This window comes from Aequorivita capsosiphonis DSM 23843, from assembly GCF_000429125.1.
GTDB lineage: Bacteria > Bacteroidota > Bacteroidia > Flavobacteriales > Flavobacteriaceae > Aequorivita > Aequorivita capsosiphonis.
Window position 1 is genome coordinate 1 of the sequence record NZ_AUBG01000010.1, and the last position, 17019, is coordinate 17019.

General features: G+C 37.7%; 15 protein-coding genes and 1 pseudogene. 5 read left to right on the top strand and 11 right to left on the bottom strand.

Annotated features, from left to right (window positions below; all coding sequences use genetic code 11):
• Positions 1–2111, bottom strand: a pseudogene (locus tag G440_RS20630) (hypothetical protein); the annotation flags it as partial.
• A gap of 234 nt (positions 2112–2345) precedes the next feature.
• Here G440_RS20630 and G440_RS0107775 point away from each other — a divergent pair.
• The 5 genes from G440_RS0107775 to G440_RS0107795 all read left to right on the top strand — a co-directional run bounded on the left by G440_RS0107775 (position 2346) and on the right by G440_RS0107795 (position 7510).
• Positions 2346–3266, top strand: a complete 921-nt coding sequence (locus G440_RS0107775; protein WP_026450788.1) for a NifU family protein — start codon at positions 2346–2348, stop codon at positions 3264–3266.
• Between the two features lie 241 nt (positions 3267–3507).
• Entirely contained in the window at positions 3508–3708 is a 201-nt protein-coding gene (locus G440_RS0107780; protein WP_026450789.1) for a dodecin family protein, read from the top strand.
• A 72-nt stretch (positions 3709–3780) separates the two neighbouring features.
• Positions 3781–5895 carry a thioredoxin domain-containing protein gene (locus tag G440_RS0107785; RefSeq protein ID WP_051285225.1) on the top strand — a complete coding sequence of 705 codons (2115 nt, stop codon included), beginning with the start codon at positions 3781–3783 and terminating at the stop codon, positions 5893–5895.
• A 5-nt stretch (positions 5896–5900) separates the two neighbouring features.
• Complete coding sequence (locus tag G440_RS0107790; RefSeq protein ID WP_034259226.1) at positions 5901–6746, top strand: mechanosensitive ion channel family protein; 846 nt, start codon at positions 5901–5903, stop codon at positions 6744–6746.
• Between the two features lie 62 nt (positions 6747–6808).
• Entirely contained in the window at positions 6809–7510 is a 702-nt protein-coding gene (locus G440_RS0107795; protein WP_026450792.1) for a hypothetical protein, read from the top strand.
• Positions 7511–7622: 112 nt separating this feature from the next.
• Here the strand turns inward: G440_RS0107795 and tsaB are convergent, their stop codons facing one another.
• From tsaB to G440_RS0107845, 10 genes are all read right to left on the bottom strand, one after another.
• Positions 7623–8282 carry a tRNA (adenosine(37)-N6)-threonylcarbamoyltransferase complex dimerization subunit type 1 TsaB gene (gene tsaB / locus G440_RS0107800; RefSeq protein ID WP_026450793.1) on the bottom strand — a complete coding sequence of 220 codons (660 nt, stop codon included), beginning with the start codon at positions 8280–8282 and terminating at the stop codon, positions 7623–7625.
• 2 nt (positions 8283–8284) lie between these two features.
• The gene (locus tag G440_RS0107805) at positions 8285–9562 is read right to left on the bottom strand and encodes an efflux RND transporter periplasmic adaptor subunit (protein WP_026450794.1); all 1278 of its coding nucleotides are present in this window, start codon (positions 9560–9562) and stop codon (positions 8285–8287) included.
• A gap of 2 nt (positions 9563–9564) precedes the next feature.
• Positions 9565–10896: a TolC family protein gene (locus tag G440_RS0107810; RefSeq protein ID WP_026450795.1), complete on the bottom strand. Its 1332-nt coding sequence runs from the start codon at positions 10894–10896 to the stop codon at positions 9565–9567.
• A 111-nt stretch (positions 10897–11007) separates the two neighbouring features.
• Positions 11008–12168, bottom strand: a complete 1161-nt coding sequence (locus tag G440_RS0107815; RefSeq protein WP_026450796.1) for an efflux RND transporter periplasmic adaptor subunit — start codon at positions 12166–12168, stop codon at positions 11008–11010.
• A gap of 61 nt (positions 12169–12229) precedes the next feature.
• Positions 12230–12649, bottom strand: a complete 420-nt coding sequence (locus tag G440_RS0107820) for a DUF1801 domain-containing protein (protein ID WP_026450797.1) — start codon at positions 12647–12649, stop codon at positions 12230–12232.
• Between the two features lie 10 nt (positions 12650–12659).
• Entirely contained in the window at positions 12660–13922 is a 1263-nt protein-coding gene (locus tag G440_RS0107825) for an ABC transporter permease (protein WP_026450798.1), read from the bottom strand.
• Between the two features lies 1 nt (position 13923).
• Positions 13924–15168 (bottom strand): ABC transporter permease, encoded by a 1245-nt coding sequence (locus G440_RS0107830; RefSeq protein ID WP_026450799.1) that lies wholly within the window; start codon positions 15166–15168, stop codon positions 13924–13926.
• Complete coding sequence (locus G440_RS0107835; protein WP_026450800.1) at positions 15161–15868, bottom strand: ABC transporter ATP-binding protein; 708 nt, start codon at positions 15866–15868, stop codon at positions 15161–15163. The genes G440_RS0107830 and G440_RS0107835 overlap by 8 nt, the downstream gene beginning before the upstream one ends.
• Positions 15869–16178: 310 nt before the next feature.
• On the bottom strand, positions 16179–16415 hold the full coding sequence (locus G440_RS0107840) for a hypothetical protein (protein ID WP_026450801.1): 237 nt from the start codon (positions 16413–16415) through the stop codon (positions 16179–16181).
• A 73-nt stretch (positions 16416–16488) separates the two neighbouring features.
• Positions 16489–17016 carry a DUF420 domain-containing protein gene (locus G440_RS0107845; RefSeq protein ID WP_034259228.1) on the bottom strand — a complete coding sequence of 176 codons (528 nt, stop codon included), beginning with the start codon at positions 17014–17016 and terminating at the stop codon, positions 16489–16491.
• Positions 17017–17019 lie beyond the last annotated feature (3 nt).

Consider the following 17019-nt stretch of genomic DNA (forward strand, 5'->3'; position numbering starts at 1 on the left):
CGCGTGGTAAGATCAAAGGTGCTTATCTGGTCATCGACCGTACTGCCGTTCAGGGTATCGTCGCACAGGTGATAGTCCGCGGGCTCTACCACCAAGGGAATGGGGTCCACGATCAGCTCCAGCTCCACAATATCATAACAGCCCTGGGCGCCGTTGTTCGGGCTGGTGTTGGTATCGGTACCAACCCCGAGCACATAAAGGGTCTGGGTGTTCTGGACCTGGTTCTGGTAGGCCGTTATGTTCTGTATGGCACCTGAAAAATCAGGGTTCTCCAGCGCGGCATTCCCCGCATCGATGGCGTCCTGCTCCAGCCTATAATAATAAAGATCGTTCTCCAACGGATCCAGCCCGCCAAGGATCTCGTCCGCCTTGGTGGTCAGGTCAAAGATGGCAAAGCCATCGGCGTCGTCATCGCAGAGACGGTACGGCGTGGGCTCGGTAAGTACCGGGCTGTCGCGCACCTGCAGCTCCAGCACCGCGATGGCATAGCAGCCCGTGTTCGCGCTCGAAACCCTTGCGTAGACTACATCGTTATAAGGGATAATATTTTCAAAGGGCTCTGGCAGGATACCCTCGTTGGTCTGGGCATCCAGTTCCGTGTAATGATAAGTGACAGTCAACGTGGGATCGCCCATCGTGATGTCCCCATCGGCACTGTGGAGGAAAAAATCCGTGAAACCGTTGCTGTCAGAGTCGCAGGTGACCAAGGGCTCCGGGGTATCGTTGATGGTGGGGGGAGCGTCTAGAATAATCTCAAACTCGGTGGTTTCAAAGCAATCTGTATTTTGGTTATTCTCTACACGTACATAAATAATTGTAGAAGCAGCGGCAACAGTATATGGCTGTGGCAATGGACTATCTCCCGTGTTAGCGTCTCCAGGGTTGGCATGATAAGTAACCGTGTAAAATAATGGGTCTTGCCCATTAAGTATGGTGGTATCAAAAACTGCCTCTAGATTAATCGGCTCTACTCCATTGGCATCTTGATCACATATATAATAAGGTGTTGCAGGTTGGGTTGCTGTAATAGTTATAAATGAAATTTCAAAGGAATCTACAGCACTACAACTACCCGAAGGATCTTGGATTCTCACCCAAATTGTTTCCATTGTTCCAACAATTGGATATGCATCGGCAGGATCAATGGCATTTGCACCAGTTTCGGCATCCAACTGATTACGATGGTAAGAAATTGGAAAATCAGGATCTTGAGTACCTCGAACCAAATCGTCATTTTCAGTTAGGTCGAAAATTCCCGCACCAGTCCCATCATCACATTTATTCATGTCCAAAGGCGGATCGGCAATAATAGGCTGCGGAATTACAACAACTATATAATCCTTAACAATAGGCGAGCCGGGGCCAAAAGAAATGGTCACACGATAATCACCAGGATCTGTAACAGCTATGGTAGGAAAATTTCCGTCAAAAATCGTAACAAAACCGAAACCATTATCATATTCCCATAGATAATTGGTTGCTCCCACTTCAGTAGCATCTAAGATAAATTCACTTCCTTCACAGCCCGTTTGAGTTGTTAAAATACTACAATCTGTACTTCCTGAACCTGGGCCTGCATTGGTCTGTTCCAATTTTATAAAGCCTGGAGATTCGTTATAATTTGTAATTAATAGCACATATATCTCTCCAGCTTGAGCATTTGTAATTGTAAAGCTCTCTACAGGTTGCGCAGAATAACTACAGGCTATTTCATTAGGTGGCCGCAATTGTGAGAAATCACAGAGATCGTCTCCTTGCGCAAAAGGTCCCCAAGCAATAAAATCAACATCTAGGCCAATACCCGAAGGGTTCCCGTTGGCGTCAAAGGAAGTATTTTGACTAATTCGAAAATCCAATCGTCCTCCTTCATCAATCTGTAAATAAAACCATGCGGGATATGGTTGGTTATACAAACATCCATAGTCTGGACCAGGTTCTGCAGTGGCGCTACAATTAGGATCTTGATTATTACAATTGGGGAAAATCAAGGCTTGATCTCCCGCACAAAATGGCTCAATATCTGCACAAGTAGAACCTTGAGCAAAAGATAATGTTACCGTAAAAACAAGAAAAAATAAACAAAATAATTTCTGGGAATAATATTTATTCATGATTTTTAAAATATGTAGGGCGAAAATTAAGGAAATTTTATGAATACTCTTGTCCCATTTCTCTTAAAAGAATGGCTTAACCTACGAATTATAATCAAAAATGAGAAACAGATAGCTCCTTAGCCATTTCTTAAAGATCACAGAAACAACATTCTGACTTTTTGAAGATGTATTATATAACACGCAATTTCGGTGTTCCAGCACTTTCTTTTAGTATTTTTACAAAAAAATAATATGTCCAAATATCTCATAGAAATTTCCGAGACCTCCAATAAAAATATAATAAAGTTTATTGCTAATTCTTTCTTAACTGAATCAACCAGCTACGAATTTAAAAATATTGACGAAGCAAAGCCTAGCCCTTTAGCGCAACAGCTTTTTTATTTACCTTTTGTAAAGACAGTTTATATCTCCCAAAACTTTATCGCCATTGAAAAGTATGATATTGTTGCATGGGAAGATGTACAAAACGAAGTTGCCGAATCAATCCTGGAATATTTGAACGAAGGGAAATCGGTAATAATGGAAGCCAGCACTCCTAAAAAAGTTCCAATCTCCATATATGCCGAAGTAACCCCAAATCCCAATGTGATGAAATTTGTTGCGGACAAGACCCTGGCCACCAGTATTTTTGAATATAAAAACGGGGAAGAAGCTACAGATTCTCCTTTAGCCAAAGAACTATTCAATTTTCCATTTGTAGAGGAAGTCTTTATAAATTCTAATTATGTTTCCATCACTAAAATAAAATCGGTTGATTGGAGCGATATCTCTATGGAAATTCGGGAATTTATCCGAACCTTTATTTTAAATGGAAAACCTGTGATCAACGAAGGTTTAATAAATGCCACCAATGTTGGCAATAAGACTATTTCAGAAATCCATTCATTGGAACAAAATGAAGATACTCGCACAGATCTCGAAAAACAGATAATATCTATTCTAGATGAATACGTTAAACCCGCAGTTGCGCAGGACGGTGGAAATATTCTTTTTAAATCTTTTGACAACAACACCAAAACGGTAAAAGTTATTCTTCAAGGAGCCTGTAGTGGCTGCCCATCGTCAACTATGACGCTTAAGAATGGAATTGAAGCCATGCTGAAGGAAATGCTGAAAGGTCAAATAAAGTATGTGGAAGCAATTAATGGGTAAATCCCACTAGTACTAAAGTGGATACACTCGAGCCGAAAAACTGCTCGATTTCTATGCTCACTTCAAAATGTCTTGATGTTACGCAGCATACTGGTTTTTTGAGCTCGCTTTAAAGCGTATTTCTAAGTAGGCTCGGGAGTTTATTAAATTTACTTATTGCTTTTAACTTAATTTTTAAACTATTGCTTTCTAATAATTGTATATTAAGCCTAAATTAATTTACTAACAAAAAACTAAAATTATGGCAGTATTAAAAGTAATTGAAATTCTAGCAAACTCTAAAGATAGTTGGGAAGATGCAACTCGCAATGCAGTAAAGGAAGCTGGAAAAAGCGTTAAAAATATTCGTTCCGTTTATATAAACGAACAAAGCTGTATGATTGATAATGACAGTATCACTCATTTTAGAGTAAACGTAAAAATCACATTCGAAGTAAAATAGATTCTTTATTGAATTTTTAAAAATACGCTTTTTATTCCTCCGAAGCGTATTTTTGTTATTTTAAAGCAACCTATGCGGCATACAATTGTATTTCTTTTAATAATATCTATTTTCGGTTGTAATTCTTCAAAAAACGAAAACTTGAAAACACATCCTTCCACCAACGATTTAATCCACGAATCTAGTCCCTATTTACTTCAGCATGCACACAATCCAGTGGACTGGAAACCCTATGGCGCAAACGCATTGGAAAAAGCAAAAAAAGAAAGGAAACTGATGATTATAAGCATTGGGTATGCAGCTTGTCATTGGTGTCATGTTATGGAGCACGAAAGTTTTGAAGACTCCACAGTCGCTGCTGTGATGAACAAAAATTTTATTTCTGTCAAGGTGGATCGTGAGGAACGTCCAGATGTAGATCAAACCTATATTAATGCCGTACAACTTATGACGGGGAGCGCCGGTTGGCCGCTCAATGTAGTCACGCTTCCAGACGGACGCCCAGTTTGGGGCGGAACCTATTTCAGAAAAAAAGATTGGATAAATGCGCTGGAGCAGATTCAAGAAGTTTATAAAGAAGAGCCAGAAAAACTTATAGCCTACGCAAACCGACTGGAAGAAGGTATAAAGAGCATGGATTTAATAAATCTAAATACAGAGGACGTAGATTTCGCCAAGTATCCCACTTCAGAAATTATAGCCAAGCTATCAGCCAAATTTGACAACAAAAACGGAGGTTATAGGGGAGCTCCAAAGTTTATGATGCCAAACAACTATGAGTTTCTATTGCGCTATGCTGTAAAAGAAAATAAAAAAGATTTACTCAGCTTCATAACGCTCACCCTTGATAAAATGGCATACGGCGGTTTATATGATCAAGTGGGCGGTGGCTTCGCACGTTACAGTACCGATGAAAAATGGCATATTCCCCATTTCGAAAAAATGCTTTACGATAACGCTCAACTAGTTAGTCTTTACAGCCATGCTTATTCGGTTACCAAAAATCCACTGTATAAAGAAGTGGTGGAAGAAACGCTAGATTTTGTTGCACGGGAGTTAACCAATACTGAAGGTGGGTTTTATTCTTCATTAGATGCCGATAGCGAAAACGAGCATGGTAAACTGGAAGAAGGTGCTTTTTTTATTTTTACTTCGGAAGAATTGCAAAAACTATTGAAAGATGATTTTTCCATCTTTAAAGAATACTACAATATCAACAGCTACGGAAAGTGGGAAAACAATCACTATGTGCTTATCAGAAAGAAAACCGATTCAGAAATTGAAAAGGAGTTCGATATCACTTCCGAAGCATTTCAACAGAAAAAGAAAAACTGGAAAAGCATCCTATTACAATATCGCAACAAAAGACCAAAACCAAGATTGGACGACAAAACGCTCACTTCTTGGAATGCAATGATGCTAAAGGCTTATGTTGACGCATATAAAACATTTGGCAAGCAAGTATATCTTAACGCCGCTTTAAAAAGCGCCTTGTTTATTTCACAAAAACAATTACAAAAAAATGGTGCATTATTTCATAATTACAAAGAAGGAAAAAGTAATATCAACGGATTTTTAGAAGATTACGCATTTACCATTCAAGCATTTATAGATGTATACCAAGTTACCTTAGATGAAAAATGGCTTCATTTTTCCAAAGAAATGACCGAATATGCCAGGGAAAAATTCTTTGATGAAGAAAAAAACATGTTTTATTTCACTTCAAAAGAAGACCCAGCGATTGTTAGTCGAAATGTTGAATATCGGGACAATGTAATTCCCGCTTCAAATTCAGTGATGGCAAAAAATCTATTTGTGCTTTCAAAATATTTTGAGGAAAACGATTTCGAAGCCATTTCACACCAAATGCTGAAAAATGTAATTTCTGAAATAGATCAATACCCAAGCGGCTTTTCTAACTGGTTGGATTTGTTGCTAAACTTTCAGAACGATTTTTATGAAATAGTAGTGGTGGGAAATCACGCTTCAGAAAAAATAAAGGAGATAAACAAAAATTATCTTCCCAATATAATTATCGCAGGGAGCAAAGATCAAAATGAGGGCGCATTGTTTAAAAATAGATATGTGCCAGAAGAAACACTTATTTATATTTGCGTGAATAATGCCTGCCAACTACCCATTAGCGACACAAAAATTACAATTAACACTTTAAACAAAAACGAATAATATTTATGGAAAAACTTAAGGATTGGGATGTATACGTTGAAAGATATGCACAGAAATTAATCGATTTTTTACCAAGCTTAATCGGAGCAGTCTTAATGCTGGTAATAGGTATGTGGCTAATAAAACTGCTTAACAAATTAGTGCGAAGATTTTTTGACAAAAAGGAATATGACATAACCCTGGAAAACTTTATCGCGAGCCTAATAAGCTGGGGATTAAAAATTGTTCTTTTCGTTTTAGTGGTGACCCAACTCGGGGTTGAATCTGCTTCTTTGATCGCGATTATAGGTGCCGCGGGACTTGCAATTGGTTTGGCGCTACAAGGATCACTTTCGAACTTCGCAGGAGGTGTTTTAATATTATTTTTAAAACCTTTTAAAGTAGGAGATTTTATCAGCGCCCAAGGAATAGATGGAACGGTTAAAGAAATATCGATTTTCAATACACGATTGACCACTTTTGGCAATCAACTTGCCATTCTCCCAAACGGAAAATTGAGTAATGACAACATTATTAATTACTCATCTGAAGGAATAAGACGCGAAAAATTAACTTTTGGCATAGGTTATGATGATGATATAAAGAAGGCCAAGGAAGTGCTGATGGATTTAGTGATGGAGCAGGAACAAGTTATTAAAACGGAAGACAAAATGCCAATGGTTGCCGTGGCGGAACTTGCAGACAGTTCAGTGAATCTTACCCTGCGGTATTGGGCCACAAATGAAGATTTCTGGAACTTACACTGGTTGGTTATAGAAGAAGGAAAAATAAGATTGGAAGCTGCCGGAATAAGTATTCCTTATCCACAACGCGATGTACATCATTTCAATTTAGAAGCTGTGCAGAAATAGTTGTGATTTTAAAAGAAATTCGCTAATTTTAAGAACATTTAAAAACAATTAAAAAATATATAATGAAAAATATAATTCTTTTTGGACTTTTTGTATTCGTTTCATTAACAGCGATCGCCCAATCTTACAATAGTGAATTCGATGTTTATTCAAGAACTATTGATATTAACCAAAAATCTTTGGCATTTGGTTTAACGGAGGCGCAATTTGATGCTATAAAGGATGAAGCTTATGCCAATCCAGATTTCGTTAATGGTAATATATATCAAGAAGACCAATTATTGAAAAAAGAAGTGCCTATGCGCTACAATGCTTATGCAGACGAAATTGAAATCAAGAAAAATGCTTCGGACAATAATTATGGCGCCCTTACTAAGGCTCCTAACATTTTTGTGAAAATGGGCAAGGATCTTTACGTATTTGTTCCATACAATGGCAGTAATGCAAAAGGTGGGTATTTTAACGTACTTAATGATGGTAAGACGTATGACCTATATAAAAAGGTTACATCTATCTTTAATGAGCCGAAAACTGCAGAGACTTCTTACGGTAAAGACACTCCTCCAGGTTTTACAAAAAATGTAGTATATTATTTGGTTGAGGATGGAACATTCTTGGAAATGCCAAATCGAAAATCGAAAATTCTTAAAATGATGGACCAGAAAAAGTCCGAAATGAAAACATTCATTAAAGAAAACGATCTTGATCTTGATAATGAAGCTGACTTAATAAAGGCGGTAAAACATTTTGATTCCCTTCTATAAATACGTCAAAACATCACTCATCCTTTTATTATTAAAACTTAAAAAAAGCGACATCCTCCTTGTCGCTTTTTTTGTAATTTCATATAGCAGCTATCTTGAATAATGATTTTGTTTATCCTATCATAAATTCCTTTAAATAATAAGGTTCAAAGTAAGCGACATCTTCTATGTTGCTTATTTTGAATTTGGCTTCCACCAAATGCCCCATATCTGCAGAAGAGGGATTTTTTTCATGAAGAAAAATTGCATTTTTATGCTGGCATAATTTTTCGAATTTAGCTGCGCCATCTCCTAGAAAAATAGTTTTACGTGCTTCTAAACATTTCTGAAACGAATCCTCATTTAAAATTTCAGCCTTCGTTTCGCGAATTTTTTCTTTTTTCGAATTAAAAACAGCGGAATAAACCTCCATTCTTCGTGCATCCAGTAACGGGATTATATAGCCATCTTGGCATGTTGCCTGCTGCACTAAAATCGCTAAGGTGGGTAACGATATTAATGGTATATCTAATGCGAAACACAAGCCCTTTGCGGCTGAAACACCAATACGGAGTCCTGTATAAGAGCCCGGACCTTTACTTATAGCAATTGCATCTAAGGTTTTTTTATCGACTCCTGATTCCTCTAAAACTTCGGTTATAAAAACGTGCAGCTTTTCTGCGTGTGAAAACTTTTGATTATTTTCTTCACGAATTGCTGTTATGATTCCATTCACTGAAATAGCAACTGAACAATTGGTTGTAGATGTTTCGAGACAAAGAATATTGGCCATTATTAATCTTTTTTAGCCTTTTTTGATTCCGCAACCTCAACTTTATCGCCTTGTTTTAAGAGCTTGGTAACCGTATTGTAGGGTCCTGTAATTACAGTTTCACCTTCTTCCAATCCAGAAGTTATTTCAATATTTGAATCATCCTGAATTCCGGTAGTTACAACTCGCAATTTGGCCTCTTCTCCATCTTTTATATAAACTGCTTCAAACTTTTCTGCATTTGCATTGGAGATTGCTCCATTTACAGGCTTTTTTGAATCTGTGGTATCTGTTTTTACCACAATCGAACTGATGGGAACACCAATAACGTGCTTCTTAACATTAGTAACTATATCTACAGTTGCCGTCATTCCAGGACGGAATGGAGAGTAACTTTCTGGCTTGCCCTCTGTTAAATCCTTATAGGACTGCGGAAGGATGCTCACTTTAACCTTAAAGTTGGTAACTTGATCTGCAGTCAAGGCGCTTTCTGCACTGTTAGCGATTGCCGTTACCACACCTTTAAACTCACGTTTTAAATAGGCATCAACCTCAACCTTTGTTGAATCTCCCAAGGAAACCTTGACGATATCATTTTCGTTGACATCAACTTCTACTTCCATGTTTTGCAGGTTTGCCACTCGAACGATTTCGGTTCCCGCCATTTGCGCAGTTCCCACCACTCTTTCTCCCAATTCCACGGAAAGTTTTGAAATTGTTCCGCTCATAGGTGCATAAATTGTAGTTCTGGAAAGATTGTCTACAGATTGTTTTACACTCGCTGAGGCGCTTTGAACACTATAATAGGCAGCTTTTGAAGTGGCTTGCGCCATATCATAATCGGCAACAGATTGATCCCACTCAGATTTTGAGATTACTCCTTTTTCGAATAAAGATTTGTTTCGTTCGTAATTGAGTTGGGCATTTTTTTCACTGGCCTGTGCCTGCGATAATTGGGCGCGAACATTTTGAAGTCCAGCTTGTGATTGACTTACGGCCGCCTGAATTAAATCGGGGTTTATTTTCACCAAAAGATCTCCTTTTTCAACGGTTTGCCCTTCTTTAACTGGAAGCTCAATAATTTCACCAGATACTTCCGAAGAAAGTGAAACTTCTACTTCCGGTTGAATTTTTCCAGTAGCAGCAACGGTTTGGGTAATATCTATTAGTTGAATCTGGGTTATTTCTACTTCCTTATAATCGCCAGATTTTCCAAACCATCCAGCTTTTTTTCCACCGATAAGTAAAACTAGAAGCAAAACAATTCCAACAGAAACCCAGATAAGTGTTTTTTTCTTCATTATTAAAATTTTAATTCGCTCGCAGGAACGCCAAAATATAACTCTAAAACTTTAAGCTTAAAAATATATTCAAATTTACTTCTGTTCACTTCAATCTTCGAATTGTCAAAACGCAATTTGGATTGACTAAAATCGAAAGCATTTGTTAAACCTACATCATAACGATCTTTTGCATATTGATAAGCCAACTCTTGTGACTCCAATGCTACGGAAGCAGCCTCGTAAGCTTTTAAGGCGCCGTTGGCATCTACATAAGCTTGATATACATTAGACTCAAGATCAAGTTGCGCTTGCTCCAGTTGATACTGCGTGTTTTTTAAATTCACCTTACTTCGCATTACGCTACTTCGCACTGAAAAACCATTAAAGATAGGAATATTTAATTGCAGTCCATAACCAATTCCATCATTCAAATACAATTGATCTACAAATGGACGATCTAGTGGATCATTATCGGCATAACGTGTATTATAGCCAAAGAACGCTGAAATTGTAGGGTAATAATTTCCACGGGAAATTTGAACATCCTTTTGGGCAAGTTCTACATTTTTTTCTGCAATTTTCACTTCGGCACGGGTTTCCTTAGCACTTTGGATTATTTCGTACACATCTTTATCGGCAATACCACCGTCAATTATCTTGTAGTCTTCGTTTGCAATGTCAAAAGTTTTGTAGTCTTTTATCAACAGAAGCTGGGCTAAACTGATCAATGATATTTTCACCGTATTTTCCGCAACTGCAATTTTTTGTTTTTCATTGGCGTCTGTAGCCTTTATCTCCAAAAGATCACCACGGGGAAGTACACCCGCATCAACCAGATTATTAGTTCTATCCAACTGTTCTAGCGTAACAACATTTTGTGATGTTGCTACTTCCAAATTTGCCTTATTCAATAGAACCTGTAAAAATGAGTTTGCTACCGCCAAGGCAATATCGTCCTTCATTTTATCTAACCGGTATTGCGCCGCCAGTTGTGAAAGCTTGGAGCGCTGCAATTGACGTACGTTTTTAAGACCATCAAAAAGGGTGTAGCCAACATTTATCGCCCCGGATGCCGACCCGAAGGTTGTGTTCTCAAGTTGATTATTGGTTGGGTTTAGACTTAAACCAGTATTTTTTGAAGCACTTGCATTCGCATTTAGGCTCGGAAGAAAATTACCAATTGCTTCCAGTCTATCTGCGTCCGTACTCTCTAGGTCAAGTTCGCTCTGTTTTACAGAAATATTATTTTCCAAAGCGTGATTTACACATTCCTGAAGGGTCCACTCTTTATTTTGCGCGGTCAAAGAAATGCTTAGTATCAAAAAAAAGAAAGGGATTGCTATCTTCTTCATAAGTTTTTCAGTTATTGATATGTCTTTTGTATTGCAATTGCGTTACAAAAATTGTGATTATTAATTATATCTACATATTTTTTAGTCGGAAACTCTAAAAGCGAAATGGATTTAACCTTTTCCCATCGTTGGTTTTAATTGATTCCAAACTTTAATATTGTCATCTTTGGAAATACCACTTTTTACTTCTACATCAATACCGTCGCTAATCCCCAGTTCAATGTCTCTTCGCTCAAAATCTTGATCGCCAACCATAACTTCCACAAAAGGCTTTTGCGTTTTCGTATCATATTGAACCAAGGCTTCTTTTAAGGTTATTACATCATCAGCTTTGGCAAGTATAATGGAAGCATTAGCGCTTAAACCAGCACGAATAAAGGTTTTGGTAGTATCCAAATGCTTCATAGTTCCCTTTATTTCAAATTGGATAGCGCCATTTTCATCTACACCTTTTGGGGCAATATAATCTAAATCAGCATTAAAACTTTCGTCTGGAAGGGCTCCAACGGTGATTTCCAAGGGCATACCTTCCTTAATTTTTCCTACTTCACTTTCGTCCACTTTTCCCTCAAAAATCATTCTATCAACATCTGCTAAGGTAGCGATAGTAGTTCCATCATTAAAATTGTTTGCCTCAATAACCTGATTTCCTGTTTTTACGGGAACATCCAGCACCATTCCAGAGACAGTAGCGCGAATTTCAGTATTTGCTGAAGCGCCCATACCGCTAGTAGTTCCAGTTCTTACAATGTCATAATTTTGATTTGCTGCCGTTAAGCCCACTTGTTCTTGCTTTAATCTTTGTTGGGCTTGATTGTAAGAGAGTTGTGCATTGTCAAATTCGTTGGCCGAAATAACGCCTTTCTCAAACAACTCTTTCTGCCGGTTGTACATGCTTTTTTGGTTTTCAAAAGCAAGACGCGCGGTTTCCACTTGTGTTTTAACGTTATTAATATTGCTTTTTGCACTATTCAACGAGGAAACATTAGGAACCACTTTTACTTTTGCAATCAAATCTCCAGCTTTTACAGTATTACCGGCCTCAACGAAAATTTCATCTATAATTCCAGAGATGTTCGGTTTTATAAGTACTTCTTCCTTGGGAACAATACTTCCGGTTGCCACGGTTTTCTTTACAATAGAGCCCATTACTGGTTTTTCAGTTTCGTAAACAATAGGGTCTTCCATATTTTTGGAATAAAGCCAATACATAGAAGCAACAAATAATATTGCAATTGTGGCAAGGATGATTATGGTTTTAGTTTTTTTCATTTTTGTTGATTGTTGAATTTACTTCTGAATTGATGATTTCTTACTTTTTAAAATTGTGACTTTAAGCGCCTAATAATGCTAGCTGTTTTATTTTATGATACGTTAATGCCATTGCGATACATTGTTTTAGTTCAGTTTCGGGAATTTCTTCATTTAATTTGAAAAGTATCGCCCTATTTTTCTCAAAATTGAATTTATTCTTAAAAATCGTTTTAAACGTTGGCACCAATTTAGAAGTACATTTAAAATACATCGCGTATTGTTCGGGAGTTTTTTCCTTCCAATCTATACGTAGCGTACTTCCGTATTTTGTTACATAACTTGGTTCACCCCATTTTATGGTTTCTTCTAGTTTTTCAAGCCCGTCAATTTCCGATGCTGTTTTTAAAACCAATACCCTTAGATAAAGCATTTGTTGTTTCACCGCCTTGGGATAGCTTTTAAAAACTTCTTCAACTTTTGGATCGCTCGCTAATTCCATTCTCGGTTCTTTATTCAGTTCTCAATGCTTCAACCGGTTTAATCTTTATAGCATTTTGTGCAGGAATCAATCCTGCTAAAAGTCCCGAGACAATTAAAATAGTTAATGCAATAAAGACAACTCCAATATTTACGGATGGGTTTATAAACATCATTTCACTGGTATCCATGGTGCTTAACTGATAATTGACTAGCCAAAGTACTGCCGTTGCCAAGGCTATTCCTGCCATTCCTGAAACGATGGTCAAGAAAATAGACTCCAGTAAAATTTGAGCCCTGATACTCCAAGGCGTTGCTCCCAAAGCACGACGAATTCCAATTTCTTTGGTGCGTTCCTTTACTACAATCAGCATAATATTACTAATTCCAATGATACCAGAAAGTAAGACTAATATCCCGACGAAATAAGCAACAAAATTTAGTGCCGTAAACAAGCCTTGAATCTTGGTGAATTCCTGATAAAGGTCAAAATTGCCAACCGCCCTATCATCATTCGGGTTAATGGTATGTCGGGTTTTAATAACATCGAAGACCTGTGATTTAAGATTGGTTATGGAATACCCATCTGCGGCGGTAATTGCCATCCAGCCTACAACATCTCCCATATTAAAGGCTTGGGAAAATGCAGTAAAAGGAACATAAATTTCTTTCTGCATTTCTTCAGGGTCGCCGTTGTTGCCTTTCTTTTTGTACGTACCAATCACCATAAAATTGACGCCGTTTATCTTAATATAAGTACCTATTACTTCTTCATTTGGCTCATACAAGGCGCTTCGAACCCCACTGCCAATAATAGCCACTTTGCGTTTTTCCTTAATATCAGAATAATTCACAAACCTTCCCGAAGTGATATCCATGGGTTGTTGTTGAATAATTTCGGGGTAATCGCCATAAACATCAAAGGCACCTGTTTGCAATCCTCTAACCACATTATTACTTCCGCGGAAACCTCCCAATTGATTTCTTGGAGAAACAAAGCGAAGTCCTGGAACATTTTGTTTTATGGCCGTAACATCATCTGTCTTAAAATTGTATCTGCGTCCTTTCGGCAAACCTTTATAGGGTTGTGAGGCGGTTTGGGACCACATAAACATAGAGTTGGTTGCCATTCCGTTAAAGCCTTGTTTTATACCATTTTCCAAACCATTTCCGGCAGCCAGTAAAATAACGAGTATGAAGATACCCCAAAGCACTCCAAAAGCCGTCATCACGGTTCTAAACCAATTGCTGCTTAGGGCTTGAATGATTTCATCCCAACTATCTCTGCTAAATATTTTACTCATCGCGCAAAGCTTCTATTGGTTTTATATTAGCCGCTCGGTAAGCGGGGAAAAATCCAGCGACAGCTCCAGCCACCACAAGTATTATAACAGTTGTAATTGCTACTGAAAAATCTACGGTTGGGTTACTGATATAGGCTGTTTCAATATAAGGTCCAGCGATTTCCAACAAGATCATACTAAAAAGAAGTCCCAGGAAACCAGCGATCGCAGTAACAAAAATGGACTCATGAAGAATCATTCCTATAATAGACCAGGGCTCTGCGCCAATAGCTTTACGAATTCCAATTTCTTTTGTGCGTTCTTTCACAATAATGAGCATAATGTTACTTACACCCACAACTCCGGCGATAATAGTACAAATACCTACCCCCCAGAAAAACCAGCGAATCATGTTGTTTAAATCGTAAAACTTTTTTGCGTTTTCTAAAGTGTTGTTCACATTTACCGCTCTTTTATCGGTAGGCGAAATAGTATGTTTTGTTTTTAAATCTGATTCCAACTGTGCGGAAAAAGCTTCAGAAGCAGCCAAAGCGTCTTCATATTTATCGTGCTTTTCAAGGGTAAAAGCCATAGACCTCAGTTTATCGCCTGCATTATATACACGTTGTGCAGTGGTTAAGGGGATAAAAATACGGGTTTCTTCTCGCTCACCGCCTGGATCTGTATAAACACCTACAACTTTAAACTTAATTCCTTGAATATCGACGTATTCGCCAATAGCGTTTTTATCCTTAAAAAGATCTAGATATACCTGATTCCCAATAACAGCTACCTTTTCATAATTATTCAGATCGCTTTCATTTATATATCTTCCGCTCACCAAGCTTTCATTTTCTAGAAATTGATAATCGCTCCGAACTCCTTCTACTCTATAGCTTCCGTTTTCTTTTTTATAAGTTGTCAATTGTCCCCATCTACTAAAAACTCCAGATTTAAGTTCTAGTTGTTCTGCATTTTTATTGACGGCTAATTCATAATCCCTATTATCCATTTGTATTACTCTACCCGGATTCATTCCCTTAAATTCTTCCGAAGTAACGTTTGTCCACACACTAATACGGTTTGTAGCGTCATTCTCAAATTCTTTGGCAACTCCGTTAGACATACCTTGGCCCATAGCAAGAAGAATAACCAAAATAAAAATTCCAGACGCTACGGAAAGACCCGTTAGAAAGGTCCGCAATTTGTTTTTGCCAATAGCTTCAAATATTTCCTGCCAACGTTCCAGATTAAACATAAGATTCTGTTTTGGCTCGGACTTGGTTTACTGGAGAATCGTCAATAATCAACCCATCTTTCAGGTTGACGATCCGTTTAGTCATATGCGCAATATCCTCTTCGTGGGTAACGATTAAAATGGTTTTTCCTTCGTCATTGATACCTTGAATGAGCTCCATAACTTCATACGAAGTTTTGGTGTCCAAAGCCCCTGTAGGCTCATCAGCGAGTAGTACTTTTGGGTCGCTGGCAAGTGCTCGCGCAATAGCCACACGTTGTTTCTGCCCTCCTGAAAGTTCACTGGGAAGATGGCCAGCCCAATCCGCAAGACCTACTTTTTCTAAATAATGCATTGCTTTTTCGGTACGGATGTTTCGTTTCACCCCTTGATAATAAAGTGGCATAGAAACATTATCTAAAGCCGTTTTATAATTGATAAGGTTAAAGGACTGAAAAATAAATCCGAGAAATTTGTTTCGGTACCGGGCAGCAACTTTTTCGTTTAAGTTTTTAATGAGTGTTCCATCAAGCGTATAGGAGCCTTCATCAGCTTCATCCAAAATACCAAGAATGTTTAATAATGTAGATTTTCCGGAGCCCGAAGACCCCATAATTGAAACCATTTCGCCTTCTGAAACCGAAAAATTAATGCCTTTTAAAACATGAAGCGAATTTTTGCCCATGTGATATGATTTGTGAAGGTTTTTAATCTCTATCATCCTGAAATATTAATGCTGTAAAAAGAGGAAATAACCTCTAAAATGTGAAATTTTTGTTAAGACACAAGGCTTTATGATGCCCAATCTTTTCAATAAGACTTAAATAAATCTCATTTGTTACAAAATTTATTGTGAGATTTTCGATAAATGTAATCTTTGGGGAAAAAATTAATGAGAATATCGAAATTACCGATTTTTGGATCCGTATGAGCATTCGAGCTCGATTGAATCATTCTAACATAATTTAGCAGTTGAAAATTTTAAAAAACAAGATTATCTTTTGATCTAGCTAGCTGAAAATAACTGAAAATTAGTTTAAATCCTGTTCTCGCGCTTTTTTTCGACTTCGGTATATCGCGAAGCCAATACCGCCGATGAGCAAATATGGAAAAATCATAAGATAAACGATTCCATTATTTATTCCTTTGGCCGCCTGTCCACCTTCTTCGCTTTCCAATACGGCACGACACATGGCACACTGCGCTTCGGCAGGAGTTACTGCAAAGAGAAACACAAACAATATAACAAGTAGAACCTTTGTTTTCATTTTGAATTGATTATTGAAAAAACTATAAAAACCTGTTTTCACAGGCATCATTTTTCATTGCTCTTTCATCATTTTAATAATAAGGCGAAATCATCAAATATACAATCACGCCGCTTACCGCAACATATAGCCAGAGTGGATATGTAATGCGTGCAATTTTTCGGTGTTTGTAAAACTGACCAGAAATGGCGCGCACATATGTTATCAACACAAAAGGAATAACGATAACGGACAATAAAATATGTGTTAAAAGTATAAAATAATAGATATATTTCCACATTCCTTCTCCACCATATTTGGTTGAATCTGAGGTCATATGATAGGCCATATACATAATTAAAAATAATACTGAACACGCTATAGCCGTTTTCATGAGGCGTTCGTGCATTTTCCGATTACCTTTTCTAATTTGAAAAACTGCTGTAATAAGAATAACCGCTGTCAATCCATTTATTGTAGCATAAATAGGTGGCAGAAAGCCTAGCCGCTCAACTCCAGGTATCTTTACCGAAAATAATACAGCCACCACCATTGGTATGGCAATAGACAATACCCATATTAAGATGGTATGTTTTTTATTATTTGAAGAGATGGGCAGCATAGC

What these genes read in the sequence shown, in the direction of transcription:
- G440_RS0107775 (WP_026450788.1), top strand. Translation starts at nt 2,346, where the DNA reads ATGTCCAAATATCTCATAGAAATTTCCGAGACCTCCAATAAAAATATA.
- G440_RS0107780 (WP_026450789.1), top strand. Translation starts at nt 3,508, where the DNA reads ATGGCAGTATTAAAAGTAATTGAAATTCTAGCAAACTCTAAAGATAGT.
- G440_RS0107785 (WP_051285225.1), top strand. Translation starts at nt 3,781, where the DNA reads ATGCGGCATACAATTGTATTTCTTTTAATAATATCTATTTTCGGTTGT.
- G440_RS0107790 (WP_034259226.1), top strand. Translation starts at nt 5,901, where the DNA reads ATGGAAAAACTTAAGGATTGGGATGTATACGTTGAAAGATATGCACAG.
- G440_RS0107795 (WP_026450792.1), top strand. Translation starts at nt 6,809, where the DNA reads ATGAAAAATATAATTCTTTTTGGACTTTTTGTATTCGTTTCATTAACA.
- tsaB (WP_026450793.1), bottom strand. Translation starts at nt 8,282, where the DNA reads ATGGCCAATATTCTTTGTCTCGAAACATCTACAACCAATTGTTCAGTT.
- G440_RS0107805 (WP_026450794.1), bottom strand. Translation starts at nt 9,562, where the DNA reads ATGAAGAAAAAAACACTTATCTGGGTTTCTGTTGGAATTGTTTTGCTT.
- G440_RS0107810 (WP_026450795.1), bottom strand. Translation starts at nt 10,896, where the DNA reads ATGAAGAAGATAGCAATCCCTTTCTTTTTTTTGATACTAAGCATTTCT.
- G440_RS0107815 (WP_026450796.1), bottom strand. Translation starts at nt 12,168, where the DNA reads ATGAAAAAAACTAAAACCATAATCATCCTTGCCACAATTGCAATATTA.
- G440_RS0107820 (WP_026450797.1), bottom strand. Translation starts at nt 12,649, where the DNA reads ATGGAATTAGCGAGCGATCCAAAAGTTGAAGAAGTTTTTAAAAGCTAT.
- G440_RS0107830 (WP_026450799.1), bottom strand. Translation starts at nt 15,168, where the DNA reads ATGTTTAATCTGGAACGTTGGCAGGAAATATTTGAAGCTATTGGCAAA.
- G440_RS0107835 (WP_026450800.1), bottom strand. Translation starts at nt 15,868, where the DNA reads ATGATAGAGATTAAAAACCTTCACAAATCATATCACATGGGCAAAAAT.
- G440_RS0107840 (WP_026450801.1), bottom strand. Translation starts at nt 16,415, where the DNA reads ATGAAAACAAAGGTTCTACTTGTTATATTGTTTGTGTTTCTCTTTGCA.
- G440_RS0107845 (WP_034259228.1), bottom strand. Translation starts at nt 17,016, where the DNA reads ATGCTGCCCATCTCTTCAAATAATAAAAAACATACCATCTTAATATGG.